Annotated in this window: 11 protein-coding genes and 1 tRNA gene; 10 read left to right on the top strand and 2 right to left on the bottom strand. The window is 68.9% G+C overall.

The window, feature by feature from the left end; translation table 11 throughout:
* Positions 1–199 precede the first annotated feature (199 nt).
* Positions 200–2,965 carry a DNA polymerase I gene (gene polA / locus MSM1_RS15180; RefSeq protein ID WP_213443779.1) on the bottom strand — a complete coding sequence of 922 codons (2,766 nt, stop codon included), beginning with the start codon at positions 2,963–2,965 and terminating at the stop codon, positions 200–202.
* Positions 2,966–3,085: 120 nt separating this feature from the next.
* On the opposite strand from polA, the gene MSM1_RS15175 reads away from it, so the two are divergent.
* A complete protein-coding gene (locus MSM1_RS15175; RefSeq protein ID WP_213443775.1) occupies positions 3,086–3,322 on the top strand; it encodes a DUF167 domain-containing protein in 237 nt (78 codons plus the stop codon).
* Here MSM1_RS15175 and MSM1_RS15170 read toward each other — a convergent pair.
* Positions 3,319–3,948 carry an ANTAR domain-containing response regulator gene (locus tag MSM1_RS15170; RefSeq protein WP_213443773.1) on the bottom strand — a complete coding sequence of 210 codons (630 nt, stop codon included), beginning with the start codon at positions 3,946–3,948 and terminating at the stop codon, positions 3,319–3,321. The genes MSM1_RS15175 and MSM1_RS15170 overlap by 4 nt on opposite strands.
* Positions 3,949–4,049: 101 nt before the next feature.
* Between MSM1_RS15170 and MSM1_RS15165 the strand changes: the two genes are divergently transcribed.
* The 9 genes from MSM1_RS15165 to MSM1_RS15125 all read left to right on the top strand — a co-directional run bounded on the left by MSM1_RS15165 (position 4,050) and on the right by MSM1_RS15125 (position 13,267).
* Positions 4,050–4,123 (top strand) — tRNA-Leu (locus MSM1_RS15165).
* Positions 4,124–4,148: 25 nt separating this feature from the next.
* The gene (locus MSM1_RS15160; RefSeq protein WP_213443770.1) at positions 4,149–4,688 is read left to right on the top strand and encodes a DUF488 family protein; all 540 of its coding nucleotides are present in this window, start codon (positions 4,149–4,151) and stop codon (positions 4,686–4,688) included.
* Between the two features lie 19 nt (positions 4,689–4,707).
* A complete protein-coding gene (locus MSM1_RS15155) occupies positions 4,708–6,030 on the top strand; it encodes an adenylate/guanylate cyclase domain-containing protein (RefSeq protein WP_213443766.1) in 1,323 nt (440 codons plus the stop codon).
* A gap of 55 nt (positions 6,031–6,085) precedes the next feature.
* The gene (locus MSM1_RS15150; RefSeq protein ID WP_213443764.1) at positions 6,086–6,691 is read left to right on the top strand and encodes an HdeD family acid-resistance protein; all 606 of its coding nucleotides are present in this window, start codon (positions 6,086–6,088) and stop codon (positions 6,689–6,691) included.
* Positions 6,692–6,785: 94 nt separating this feature from the next.
* Positions 6,786–8,252: a cytochrome ubiquinol oxidase subunit I gene (locus MSM1_RS15145; protein WP_213443762.1), complete on the top strand. Its 1,467-nt coding sequence runs from the start codon at positions 6,786–6,788 to the stop codon at positions 8,250–8,252.
* Between the two features lie 16 nt (positions 8,253–8,268).
* The gene (cydB, locus tag MSM1_RS15140) at positions 8,269–9,309 is read left to right on the top strand and encodes a cytochrome d ubiquinol oxidase subunit II (RefSeq protein ID WP_213443757.1); all 1,041 of its coding nucleotides are present in this window, start codon (positions 8,269–8,271) and stop codon (positions 9,307–9,309) included.
* A 77-nt stretch (positions 9,310–9,386) separates the two neighbouring features.
* Positions 9,387–10,973 (top strand): thiol reductant ABC exporter subunit CydD, encoded by a 1,587-nt coding sequence (gene cydD, locus MSM1_RS15135; RefSeq protein WP_236056652.1) that lies wholly within the window; start codon positions 9,387–9,389, stop codon positions 10,971–10,973.
* Positions 10,960–12,690: a thiol reductant ABC exporter subunit CydC gene (gene cydC / locus MSM1_RS15130; RefSeq protein ID WP_213443752.1), complete on the top strand. Its 1,731-nt coding sequence runs from the start codon at positions 10,960–10,962 to the stop codon at positions 12,688–12,690. Before cydD ends, cydC begins: the two co-directional genes overlap by 14 nt.
* Positions 12,659–13,267 (top strand): DUF4190 domain-containing protein, encoded by a 609-nt coding sequence (locus MSM1_RS15125; RefSeq protein ID WP_213443748.1) that lies wholly within the window; start codon positions 12,659–12,661, stop codon positions 13,265–13,267. The genes cydC and MSM1_RS15125 overlap by 32 nt, the downstream gene beginning before the upstream one ends.
* Positions 13,268–13,270 lie beyond the last annotated feature (3 nt).

Raw genomic sequence — 13,270 nt, 5'->3', positions numbered from 1 at the left:
GGAGTTACCCGTCGAGGCTACTCGACTCGGCGCAGCCGGGCCAAACCCGGCCCGGTGCGCCGCGGATACCGCTACGGCGAAGTGGGGGCGCACAGCTCGCCCGGGCCTGTCCGCGGGCCTGTCGAACCCGGCCTATTGACTACCGCCGGAGCCCGCCGGCAGACACCGGCTTTGCGCGGGCTCAGTGCGCTTCGTGGGCTTAGTGCGCGGCGGCGTCCCAGCTGCGGCCATAGCCCACCGACACCTCCAACGGCACCTCCAGCGGGTAGGCGCTGCCCATCTTGTCGCGCACCAGCGCCTCGAGGCGCTCGCGCTCCCCGGGGGCGACTTCGAACAGCAGTTCGTCGTGGACCTGCAGCAACATGCGCGACGCCAGGCCGGCCGCTTTCAGTGCCTTGTCGACCCCGATCATGGCCACCTTGATGATGTCGGCCGCGCTGCCCTGAATCGGCGCGTTGAGCGCCGCGCGCTCGGCGGCTTCGCGCACCTGGCGGTTGGTGCTGTGCAGCTCGGGCAGGTAGCGCCGGCGACCCAATATGGTCGAGGTGTAGCCGTCCTTGCGGGCCTGCTCCACCACGGCGTGCAGGTAATCGCGCACCCCGCCGAACCGGGCGAAGTACGTCTCCATCTGGGCTTTCGCCTCTTCGGTGGAGATCTTCAGCTGGGCGGACAGCCCATAAGCGCTCAGCCCGTAGGCCAGCCCGTAGGACATCGCCTTGACGCGGCGCCGCAATTCGGGCGTCACCTCCCCGATCGGCACCCCGAATGCCCGCGACGCGACGAAGGAATGCAGGTCCTCCCCGGTGCGGAAGGCCTCGATGAGGCCCGCGTCACCCGAAAGATGCGCCATGATGCGCATCTCGATCTGGCTGTAGTCCGCACTCATCAGCTCGGCAAAGGGGCCGTTGGGTCCGCTGCCGACGACGAATGCGTCGCGGATCTGGCGCCCAGCCTCGGTGCGGATCGGGATGTTCTGCAGGTTCGGCTCGGTCGAGGACAGTCGGCCCGTCGCCGCGATCGTCTGGTTGAACGTGGTATGGATGCGCCCGTCGTCGGCGACCGAATTCAGCAGCCCGTCGACCGTGACTTTCAGCCTGGTGGCGTCCCGGTGCGCGAGCAAGTGCTCGAGGAACGGGTGCCCGGTCTTGTCGAACAGCGACTGCAGGGCGTCGGCGTCGGTGGTGTAGCCGGTCTTCGTCCGCTTGGTTTTCGGCATCTCCAGCTCGTCGAACAGCACGGCCTGCAACTGCTTGGGTGAGCCGAGGTTGATCTGCTTGCCGATCACGGCGTACGCCGCTTCGGCGGCGTCGCGGATCTGGTGGGCGAACCGGCTTTGCAGGCTGCTCAGCAGGTCTATGTCGACCGCGATGCCGGCGGCCTCCATGCCCGCCAGCACCCGTTGCACGGGCAGCTCCATCTCCACCAGCAACCTGGTGGAGTCGATGCGGGCCAGCTCCGCGTCCAGCGCGTCGGCCAGGTCCGCGACCGCCCGAGCCCGCAGGATCGTGGTCCGCACCGCTTGGCTGTCGGGCTTGCCGACGGCTTCGATGCTATCGAGAAGCGAAAGCTGCTGCGGCTCAGAACTTTCCGCGCGCAGCTCCCGGCGCAGGTAACGCAGCGAAAGGTCATCGAGCGTGAAGCTGCGCTGCCCCGGGCGAACCAGGTAGGCGGCCAGCGCGGTGTCGGAGGTGACGCCGTTCAGCGTCCAGCCCCGTCCGGCGAGGTCGTGGATGGCCGGCTTGGCCTCGTGCAGCGCCTTGGGTTTCTCCGGATCGCGCAGCCAGGCCGCCAGCGCCGCGTCGTCGTCGGGGGTCAGGGTGGTGGTGTCGATGTAACCGCCGTCACCGTCGGCGGCCGCGATCGCGAGCGCGGTGGCGTCCGCGCCGTAAGGCACGTGCGTGCCGACCACCGCCAACCCGGATCGGCGCCCATCGCTGGCGTGCTCGGCCAACCACCGCCCGACGGCGCCGGGCGCCAGCGCCGCGCCGCGGACCTCGAACCCCTCCTCGACCTCCGGCTCGACGGCGGCCAGCGTTTCGAACAGCCGGTCGCGAAGCACCCGGAATTCCAGCTGGTCGAACAGCCGGTGGATCGCGTCGCGGTCCCACGGCTGCAGCCGCAGCGTGTCCGGTGTCTGCGGCAGCGGCACGTCCCGGATCAGGCGGGTGAGCTCGCGGTTGCGCACCACCCCGGCCAGGTGCGCCCGCAAAGCGTCACCCACCTTGCCGCGCACCGAGTCGACGTTGTCCACCAGGGCCTGCAGCGAGCCGTATTCGGCGATCCATTTCGCGGCGGTCTTCTCGCCCACCCCGGGGATGCCGGGCAAGTTGTCGCTTGGGTCGCCGCGCAGCGCGGCAAAGTCCGGGTACTGCTCGGGGGTGAGCCCGTATTTTTCGACGACGGCCTCGGGGGTGAAGCGGGTCAGCTCGCTGACGCCCTTGCGCGGGTAGAGCACGGTCACGTCGTCGCTCACCAGTTGCAGCGCGTCGCGGTCACCGGTGACCACCAATACCCGGTACCCCTCGTCTTCGGCCTGGGTGGCCAGCGTCGCGATGATGTCGTCGGCCTCGAAGCCCGGCTCGGCCAGCACGGTGATGCCCAACGCGGCCAGCACCTCCTTGGTGATCTCGATCTGGCCGTGGAACTCATCCGGGGTGGCCGAGCGGTTGGCCTTGTACTGCGGGTAGCGGTCGGAGCGAAAGGTCTGGCGCGACACATCGAACGCCGCGGCCACGTGTGTCGGGGATTCGTCACGCAGCAGGTTGATCAGCATCGCGGTGAACCCGTAGACGGCGTTGGTGGTTAGCCCACCGGCGGTCTTGAAGTTCTCCGCAGGCAGGGCGTAGAAGGCGCGGTACGCCAGCGAATTACCGTCCAGCAACAGCAGGGTGGGTTTTTCCTCGGGGGCGGTTGCGCCACCCGGGACCCGCGGAAGCCGGGTGGGTGGGGCGTTGGCTGGGCTCACGGCCCCACTCTATGCACTGGGGCCGGCATCGCACGCGGCATCGGCGCCCCGGTGATCCCCGCAGGGCGCACGGGTCCACGGCGGTAGGGCCCGCCGCGGTGCCCGCTAAGGTGGGTGGCGATGGCACCCGCGCGAACCCTCGTCGTCACGGTCAAACCCGGCAGCCGCAAGGGACCGCTGGTCGAAGTCGGCGACGACGGCGCGCTGACGGTCTACGTGCGCGAGCCCGCCGCTGACGGCAGGGCCAACGAGGCCGTTATCCGGTTGTTAGCCGAACGCCTGCAGGTGCCGCGCAGTCGGGTACGGCTGGTCTCCGGGATGACATCGCGCGTCAAACGATTCCGGGTCGCGGGTTAGCGCTCGCCCGGCGGTGACGCGTCGTTGGCGGTGCCGAGGGTGTCTAGCACGACTTCGGCCACCCGTTTCATGGTGGTGCGGCGGTCCATGGCCGCGCGCTGGATCCACCGGAACGCCTCCGGCTCGGTCATGCCCTGTTTGGCCTGCAGCAGGCCTTTGGCCCGTTCGACGAGCTTGCGGGTTTCCAGCCGGTCCGCGAGCGTCGCGACCTCGCGTTCCAGCGCCGTGATCTCGGCAAACCGGCTGACCGCCAGCTCGATTGCGGGAACGAGGTCGCCGACGGTGAACGGCTTGACCAGGTAGGCCATCGCTCCCGCGTCGCGGGCCCGTTCCACCAGGTCGCGCTGGCTGAACGCGGTCAGCATGACGATCGGCGCGAGGCGCTTGCGGGCGATCTCCGAGGCGGCATCGATCCCGTCCCGCCGTGGCATCTTGACGTCCATGATCACCAGATCGGGTTTGAGCCGCCCGGCCAAATCCACGGCTTCCTGCCCGTCACCGGCTTCCCCAACGACGTCATAGCCCTCTTCCCGCAACATCTCGGCCAAATCGAGCCGGATGAGCGCCTCGTCCTCGGCGATCAGAACTCGGCGGCAGCTGGCGGCATCGGTCGTCGGGCCGGTCATGAGCACATTGTGGCAGCGCAAGGCGGCTCTCGCCGACCCCGGGCTGGCGAGCGACCGGCGATCGCACGCATCCTCTAAGGTGGGGAGCCGGAGCCGACTGGGCCCTCGTATCCCAACTGGCAGAGGAACGGGACTCAAAACCCCGACAGTGTGGGTTCGAATCCCACCGAGGGCACGACGGTATACCAACGGTCAACCCCATGCTCTACACCATCGGCCACGGCGCGAAGACCGCCGCGGAGCTCACCGCCCTGCTGCGTGAGCACGGCATCGACCTGGTGGTCGACGTGCGAAGCTTTCCGGGGTCCCGGCGCAACCCCGACGTGTCCAAGCAGGCAATGGCGCACTGGCTAGGCGTCGCGGGCATTGGCTACCGCCACGAGCCCGGGCTCGGTGGACGGCGTAAGCCGCCGCTCGCCCCGATACCGCGGGACCAGTGGTGGCGCAACCCGGCGTTCGCCAACTACGCCGCCCACACCCGCACGCCCGCTTTTCGCGCCGCCTACCAGCGGCTGCTGCAGGATGCCGGCAGCGCCCAGGTGGCCATCATGTGCGGGGAGCCGATCTGGTGGCGCTGCCACCGCCGGATGATCGCGGACCTGGCCACCCGCGACGGCCACCCGGTGTACCACATCATGCCTAACGGCGCGCTGGCAGCGCACCGCCCGTCGCAGTGGCTGGCCGTGGACCTGCCGGTTGAGCCGTGCCGACCCGCCGACACCGGCGGGTCCAGCGGTTAGGCTCGGTTAGGCTTTTGCCGTGGCCGCTGACAACTGCGGTATCCCCCAGGCAGCGGGTTCGCTGCCCGCGCCGGGCGGTGTCGCGGCAGTGCCGGCCCGCTCGCGCGCCCGCGTCCGGCACTACGCCGACAACGCCGCACGCCGGCGGCGGGTGCTCAACGTCAGCGCCGCGCTCGCGGTGGCGGTCAGCGGGATCTTGATCGCCCTCGGTTTCTTTGCCCAGCCCGTGGTCTGGTGGGTTCAGGCGATCAGCCTGGTCGCGGCCGCGATCTTCGCGGCGGTCCCGCTGCTGCACCGGTTCGGGGCACTGGTCGCGCCGCTGACCTTTTTCGGCACGGCGTATGTGGCGATCTTCATCAACTGCGTGAACGTGGGCACCGGCTCGGGTTTGCAGTTTTTCTTCCTGGTCGCGGCCTGCCTGGTGGTGCTGCAGCTGGGCATCGAGCGTATCGCCCTGGCGGGCGCACTGGCGGCCGTTGCCGCCGGTTTGGTGATCGCCCTCGAATTCCTGGTCCCCCGCGACACCGGGCTTCGGCCCGCCTGGGTGCAGCCGCTGGGCTTCGTCCTAACCACCGTCTCCGCGTGCGTGATGGTGGTGGTCACGGTGTGGTACGCGCTGCGCGACGCCGCCCGCGCCGAAGCGGCCATGGAGGCGGAATACGAACGATCCGAGGCGCTGCTGGCCAACATCATGCCGGCCAGCATCGCCGAACGGCTGAAAGACCCGGCCCACGGCATCATCGCCGACAAGTACGACGAGGCCTCGGTGCTCTTCGCCGACATCGCCGATTTCACCGCGAAGGCAAGCGATATGGCGCCGGACAGCCTGATCCGGTTCCTCGATCGGGTGTACAGCGAGTTCGACACGCTGGTCGAACGGCACGGCCTGGAGAAGATCAAAGTCAGCGGTGACTCCTACATGGTGGTCAGTGGCGTTCCCCACCCGCGACCCGATCACGTCGAGGCGCTGGCGGAGCTGGCGCTCGACATGGCCGATGCTGCGGGCAAGCTGCGGGACGCGGACGGCAATGGCTTGCCGCTGCGCATCGGTCTTGCCACCGGTCCGGTGGTCGCCGGTGTCGTGGGTTCGCGCCGCTTCTTTTACGACGTGTGGGGCGACGCGGTCAACGTGGCATCGCGGATGGAGGCCACCGACTCGGTCGGGTCGATTCAAGTGCCCGAAGCGGTCTACGAACGGCTGAAAAACGACTTCGTGCTGCGAGCGCGGGGCCGCGTCGAAGTCAAGGGAAAGGGCGTTCTGCGCACGTGGTATCTCACCGGCCGCAAAGCTGACACCGGTTCGGCCGGGCCGCGGGCACGCCGTCAAGCCGCGCGCCTCTGAAGTGGGGCTCCGTCGATCCGGCGCGGCGACCCGAGGCGTGTGGGACACTTTGTGCATGCACCCCCGCGGAGTCCCAATCTTGTTGCCGCATCTGTGGAAGTCCGCCCTGATATCGGGCATCCTGGCGCTGGCCCTTGGCATTGTGGTATCGGTCTGGCCGGGAATATCGATCCTAGTCGCCGCCATCGTGTTTGGGGCTTACCTGCTGATCAGCGGTATCGCGCAGGTGTTTTTCGCATTCAGCCTGCAGGTGTCCGCCGGCGGGCGGGTGCTGCTGTTCATCAGCGGGGCGGCGTCGCTGGTGCTGGCGCTGCTGTGCTTTCGCAGTCTTGCGAACTCGGTTTTGCTGCTGGCGATCTGGATTGGGGTTGGCTTCATCTTCCGGGGGGTGGCGACCTCGGTCTCCGCGATTGGCGAGCCGGCGCTGCCGGGCCGCGGCTGGACGATATTCCTCGGCGTGATCAGCCTGTTAGCCGGCATCGTGATGCTGGCCGCTCCGTTTGCGTCCTTGGAGATCCTGACGCTGGTCGTGGGGATCTGGCTGGTCGTCATCGGGGTGTTCGAGGTGGTGTCGGCGTTCGGCATGCGCGCCGCGTTCAAGGCGATCACCAGGGCTGTGCCCGGCACCGCGTCGCAGGAGTCGCAGGAGGCGTCGCCGTGACCGGCCCTGCCGTGATCTGGGTGACGTGGGCGCCCGCGACCCCAGAGTCATCTACTACAATTCGTCGTAGCATTGCGCACCCGGGAGAGGGCATATGAATGTCGTCGACATGTCACGGTGGCAGTTCGGCATCACCACCGTCTACCACTTCATCTTCGTGCCGCTCACCATGGGTTTGGCCCCGATCCTGGCGGTGATGCAGACGGCGTGGATGGTGACCGGCAACACCGCCTGGTATCGCCTCACCAAGTTCTTCGGCAAGTTGTTTTTGATCAACTTCGCCATCGGTGTGGCGACCGGGATCGTGCAGGAGTTCCAGTTCGGCATGAACTGGAGCGAGTACTCCCGCTTCGTCGGGGACATCTTCGGCGCCCCGCTGGCGTTCGAGGGGTTGATCGCGTTCTTCTTCGAGTCGACGTTCATCGGGCTGTGGATCTTCGGCTGGGGCCGGCTGCCCCGGTGGCTGCACCTGGCGACGATCTGGATCGTGGCGATCGGGGTGGAAACGTCCGCGTTTTTCATCATCGCCGCCAACGCCTTCATGCAGCACCCGGTCGGGGCCCGCTTCAACCCGCGCACCGGCCGCGCCGAACTGACCGACTTCGCTGCCCTGTTGACCAACAACACCGCCATCTGGGCGTTTTTGCACACCCTTACCGCCGCGTTACTCACTGGCGGCGTGTTCGTCGCCGGGGTCTCGGCCTGGTTGATGGTCCGCTCGCATAGGCACGCCGCCGACGCCGCCGAGCAGGCGCGCACCATGTTCCGCCCGGCCACCATCGCCAGCAGCCTGCTCGTTCTCGTCACGGCGGTGCTGTTGCTGATTCCCACCGGTGACACCCAGGGCAAACTGATGTTTCGCCAGCAGCCGATGAAAATGGCCTCGGCCGAGTCGTTGTGCCACACCGAAACCGATCCGAGCTTTTCGATTCTGACCATCGGCACCCACAACAACTGCGAAAGCGTCACCCGTGTGGTCACGGCGCTGTACGTCCTGCCGTTTTTAGCCGAAGGCAAGTTCAGCGGGGTCACCCTGCAGGGTGTGGAGGATCTGCAGCGGCAGTACCAGACCCGTTTTGGCCCCGGAGACTACCGGCCGAACCTGTTCGTGACCTATTGGTCGTTCCGGATCATGATCGGCTTGCTGGCGATCCCGGTGCTCTTCGCGCTGGCGGCGCTGTGGGTGACCCGCCGGGGCCGGATCCCCGATCAGCGGTGGCTGGGCCGGTTCGGTGTCCTTAGCATTCCCACCCCATTTCTGGCGTGCGAGGCGGGGTGGGTGTTCACCGAGATGGGCCGCCAGCCGTGGGTGGTCGCGCCCAACCCAACCGGCGACCAGGCGGTGCGCCTCACCGTGAACGCCGGGGTCTCCCATGTCGCGCCCCCGACGGTGCTGACGTCGTTGGTGGTGTTCACCCTCGTCTACGGGGTGCTGGCGGTGCTCTGGTTCTTCTTGATGCGCCGGTACGTGATCGAAGGCCCGCAGGAACACGACGCCGAGCCCGCGCCGGCGCGGCCGCCCGGCGAGGCCGAGGCGGCGCCGCTATCGTTCGCGTACTGAAAGGGGTTGAGTCACAGTGGGATTGCAGCACCTGTGGTTCGTGATCATCGCGGCGCTGTTTCTGGGGTTTTTGGTCCTCGAGGGTTTCGACTTCGGCGTGGGCATGCTGATGGCGCCGTTCGGGATGATCGGCGGGGGCGATCCCGAGCCTCGCCGGCGCGCGCTGCTCAACACCATCGGCCCGGTGTGGGACGGCAATGAGGTGTGGGTGATCGTTGCGGGCGCCGCGATGTTCGCGGCGTTTCCGAACTGGTATGCCGCGGTGTTCTCGGCGCTGTATCTCCCGCTGCTGGCGATCCTGTTCGGGATGATCGTGCGCTCCGTCGCCATCGAGTGGCGCGGCAAGATCGACGACCCGAAATGGCGTGCCTGGGCCGATTTCGGCATCGCGGCCGGATCCTGGCTGCCCGCGGTGCTGTGGGGGGTGGCGTTCGCGATCCTGGTGCGCGGACTGCCGATCGACGCGGCGCACCGGGTGCGTCTGGCGCTCGGCGATGTGCTCAACGCCTACACGCTGCTCGGTGGGCTGGCAACGGCGGCGCTGTTTCTGTTCTACGGCGCGGTGTTCAGCGCGCTGAAAACCGGAGGATCGGTGCGCGAGACCGCGTTTCGGTTCGCCCGATGGCTCTCCGCGCCGGCCGTGGTGCTAGCGGGCGGTTTTGGGCTGTGGACCCAACTGGCCTACGGCAAGCCCTGGACGTGGCTGGCGCTGGGGGTCGCGGTGGTCGCGCTGCTCACCGCGGTCACCCTGATATGGCTGCGCCGCAGCGAGGGCGCGGCGTTTGTCGCGATGACCGTGGTGATCGCCGGCGTGGCGGCGCTGCTGTTCGGGTCGCTGTACCCGAATCTGCTGCCGTCCACACTCAACCCGGAGTGGAGCGTGACGATCTACAACGGCTCGTCGACCGGCTACACCCTGAAGATCATGACCTGGGCGTCGCTCGCGTTGGTTCCTCTTGTCATCGGCTATCAGGGATGGACCTATTGGGTGTTCCGGCAACGAATTTCGGCTGAGCAGATACCTCCGTCGACCGGTCTGGCGAGGCACGCGTCCTGAGCGCCACCAGCCACGCCCCCTTCGACCCGCGGCTGTGGCGGGCTTCTTTCGCGCTGCGCCGGTTTTTGCTCGCCACGCTGGCCTGCGGTGTGGTGATCTCGGGCTGTGCCGTCACGTCGGCGATCGTGCTGGCGCACGTGGTGGCCGGCGTCATCACCGATCCATCCCGACGCAGCCTGCGCTGCTGGCTGTGGCCGCTGTCGGTCCTGGTGCTGGTGTGGGGAATTCGCACCGCAACCCGCTGGATTCAGGCGAGCCTGGGTCAGCGCGGCGCCAGCGCGACGATCGCCGAGCTCACCGCTGGGGTGTTGACGGCGGTAACGGCCCAAGAGCCCAGGACGTTGGCCGCCCGCCGCGACCTCGCCGCGGCGGTGGTGACGCGGGGCCTTGACGGGTTGCGTCCCTACTTCACCGCGTACCTGCCGTCGTTGATGCTGGCGGCGATCCTGACCCCGGCGACCGTCGCGGTGATCGCGGTCTACGACGTGAAATCGGCGCTGATCGCGGTGATCACGCTTCCGCTGATACCGATGTTCATGGTGTTGATCGGCCTGGCAACCGCTGACCGCTCAGCGGCCGCGCTGGCTGCGATGACCACGCTGCAGGCCCGGCTGCTGGATCTGATCGCCGGCATCCCAACGCTGCGGGCTCTCGGGCGCGCCACCGGACCCGAACACCGCATCACGGAACTGGCTGGCGCTCACCGCCGCTCGGCGATGGCGACGTTGCGCATGGCGTTTCTGTCCGCGCTGGTGCTCGAGCTGCTCGCCACCTTGGGCGTAGCCCTGATCGCGGTGAGCATCGGCCTGCGGTTGGTGTTCGGCGGGATGAGTCTGCCGACCGGGCTGACGGTGTTGTTGCTGGCACCGGACGTGTACTGGCCGTTGCGGCGTATCGGCGTGGAATTTCACGCCGCCGAGGATGGCAGAGCCGCAGCCGACAAAGCCTTCGCGCTCATCGAAACCCCGGCCACCGCGCCGCGGGGCCGGCGCCCGGTGTCCGCGCAAGGCGCGGTGATCCACATCGAGCGGCTGACCGTCGCGGGTCGTGACGGGCCCGCGCCGCGTGACCTTACCGCGGAGATCCGCCCCGGCGAGGTGACCGTGCTGACCGGGCCGAACGGCGCGGGGAAAAGCACGACCCTGCAGGCGATCGCGGGGCTGACGCCACCAACGTCGGGGCGCATCAGCGTGGCCGGGGTCGACATCGCCGACCTTGACCCGGCCGCCTGGTGGCGGCAGCTGTCCTGGCTGCCACAGCGCCCGGTGCTGATCCCGGGCTCCATCACCGACAATCTGACATTGTTCGGCGGCCTGCAAGATATCGACGCTGCCTGTGCGGCATCGGGATTTGACTCTGTGCTGAAGGAACTGCCCGAGGGGCTGCACACCGTTCTCGGGCGCGGGGGCGCCGGACTGTCGTTGGGCCAGCGGCAACGGCTCGGCCTCGCCCGCGCGCTCGGATCACCCGCCCCGGTGCTGCTGCTCGACGAGCCGACCGCCCACCTGGACGCCGACGCCGAGGACCGGGTGCTGCGGGCCATCGCGGCGCGGGCGCGAGCCGGCGCAACCGTGGTGGTCGTCGGTCATCGTGCTCGCGTCCTGGCGGCCGGTGACCAGGTCATCGAGGTGGCCGGGGGCGAAGTGCGTCATGCGCCGGTCTGATCCGCTGCCGGTGGCGGTGCGCCTGCTGCGCCCCCGCTTGCCCCGCTTGCTGCTCGCCCTGGCGCTGGGGGCGGCGTCGCTGGCCAGCGCGCTGGCGCTCGCCGGGGTGTCGGCCTGGCTGATCACCCGCGCCTGGCAGATGCCCCCGGTGCTGGACCTGACGATCGCGGTCGTCACGGTGCGGGCGCTGGCGATTTCCCGGGGTGTGCTGCACTACTGTGAGCGACTGGCCGCCCACGATACCGCGCTGCGCGGGGCCGGCGCCGCCCGCGCCCAGGTCTATCGCCGGCTCGCCCACGGACCCGCGGACGCCGCGGTCCGGCTGCACAGCGGCGAGCTGCTCGCGCGGGTGGGAACCGATGTCGACGAGCTGGCCAACGTGCTGGTGCGCGCCCTGCTCCCGATCGGCGTGGCCGCCGTGCTGGCCCTGGCGGCGACCGCGGTTATCGCCGCGATCTCCCCGCCGGCGGCGGGAGTGGTAGCGCTCTGCCTGCTCACCGCCGGAGTGGTAGCGCCCTGGGTGGCCGCCCGGGCCGCCACAGCCCAGGAAGCGGTTGCCCGCGAGCATCATTCCGCACGGGACGTGGCCGCGATGATCGCGCTGGAGCATGCGCCCGAACTGCGTGTCGCCGGCACCCTGCCGGCGATCCTCGCCGAGTCGCGCCGCCGCCATGATGACTGGGGTGTTGCGGTCGACACCGCCGCGCGACCGGCGGCCATCGCCGAGGCGATGCCCACCGCGGCGATCGGTGTCAGCGTCCTCGGTGCGGTCGTGGCCGGAATCGGACTGGCCTCCGCGGTGGCACCCACCACCCTGGCGGTGCTGATGCTGCTGCCGCTATCCGCGTTCGAGGCGACGGTGCCGTTGCCGGCCGCTGCCGTGCAGCTGGCCCGCTCACGGATCGCGGCGCGCCGATTGCTCGACCTCACCGGCCCCGCGCCGAAGGACCCGGTGCCGGCGGCTAAGGCGACCACTATCGCAGCACCGGCACCGCCGCGCCCCGCCCGCTGGCTGCGCGCCGAGGTATGCACCCGGCATCCGGCAAACCGGGTGCGCATCGACCTGGAGCCGGGCGCCAGGCTGGCGGTCACCGGAGCCAGCGGCTCGGGCAAGACAACGCTGCTGATGACACTCGCTGGCCTGCTGGCGCCGCAACACGGTCAGGTGTCGCTGGGCGGCATCCCCTTGAGTCTGCTCTGTGAAAGCGAATTACGCAGCGCTATAACCTTTTTCGCTGAGGATGCGCATATCTTCGCCACCACCGTGCGGGACAACCTGTTGGTTGCTCGCGGAGACCGTCGCGACGAGGAGCTGACGGCGGCGTTGCGACGCGTCGGCCTCGGCCGGTGGTTGGACGACCTGCCCGAAGGGCTCGATACCATGTTGACCGGTGGGGCGCAGGCCCTATCGGCCGGTCAGCGCCGCCGCCTGCTGTTGGCGCGGGCGGTGATCTCCACGGCCCAGATCGTGTTGCTCGACGAGCCGGCCGAGCATCTGGACGCGGCCGACGCGCACGTTGTGCTGCGCGGCCTGCTGGATCCGACCGGCGGACTGATGGCCCCGGAGCGAACGGTCGTGGTGGCCACTCATCATTTGCCTCCCGACATCCGATGTCAGCAACTACGAGTCGGTCCACCCGGGTACGCTGACCTTCGATCCGCCGGCACCGATGGGAGCGCAAGCCATGACAGAATCCGCGGGCAGCTCCGCAGATAAACCCTCCGACGGATCGGCGGATAAGCCCGAAACCCCCACAAGGCCACCGGAAACCCCGCCGCCACCGGCGCACTGGCCGGCCGGCGGCGGGTACCCGCCGCCGGCCTACCCGAATGCGCAGGTCCCCTATCCCGGGGGCTATCCGCCGCCCCCGTGGCAACCGTATCCCGGCTATTCCCCGCCCCCGGCCACCCCGAAAAATGGGCTGGGCATCGCATCGCTGGTCATCGCGATCGTCGCGCTGATGCTGGTGTGGTCGGTGCTCGGCGGTGTGCTCGTGGGCGCCACCGCCGCGGTCATCGGGCTCGTCGCGCGCAGACGGGTCACGCGAGGTGAAGCCACCAACGGTGGGGTGGCGGTCGCGGGGGTCGTGCTGGGCGTCCTCGCGATTGTCGTCGGCTTGATCTTCGTCGCGATCTGGATGGGCCTGTGGCGCGAAGCCGGCGGCGGCGACTACCTCACCTGCCTGCAGAAGGCCGGCTCGGACCCCGTTAAACAGCAACGGTGCGTGGATCGGTTCCGAGAGCACATCCAAGAGAAATTCAGCATCACACCGGCACCCGCGCCGTCACGGTAATCG

Source organism: Mycobacterium sp. SM1 (assembly GCF_018361265.1).
Taxonomy (GTDB): domain Bacteria; phylum Actinomycetota; class Actinomycetes; order Mycobacteriales; family Mycobacteriaceae; genus Mycobacterium.
The sequence above is the reverse complement of the archived record's forward strand: the minus strand, read 5'-3'. Positions and strand labels throughout refer to the sequence as shown.

What these genes read in the sequence shown, in the direction of transcription:
- MSM1_RS15170 (WP_213443773.1), bottom strand. Translation starts at nt 3,948, where the DNA reads ATGACCGGCCCGACGACCGATGCCGCCAGCTGCCGCCGAGTTCTGATC.
- MSM1_RS15145 (WP_213443762.1), top strand. Translation starts at nt 6,786, where the DNA reads ATGAATGTCGTCGACATGTCACGGTGGCAGTTCGGCATCACCACCGTC.
- MSM1_RS15150 (WP_213443764.1), top strand. Translation starts at nt 6,086, where the DNA reads ATGCACCCCCGCGGAGTCCCAATCTTGTTGCCGCATCTGTGGAAGTCC.
- MSM1_RS15125 (WP_213443748.1), top strand. Translation starts at nt 12,659, where the DNA reads ATGACAGAATCCGCGGGCAGCTCCGCAGATAAACCCTCCGACGGATCG.
- cydC (WP_213443752.1), top strand. Translation starts at nt 10,960, where the DNA reads ATGCGCCGGTCTGATCCGCTGCCGGTGGCGGTGCGCCTGCTGCGCCCC.
- MSM1_RS15175 (WP_213443775.1), top strand. Translation starts at nt 3,086, where the DNA reads ATGGCACCCGCGCGAACCCTCGTCGTCACGGTCAAACCCGGCAGCCGC.
- MSM1_RS15160 (WP_213443770.1), top strand. Translation starts at nt 4,149, where the DNA reads ATGCTCTACACCATCGGCCACGGCGCGAAGACCGCCGCGGAGCTCACC.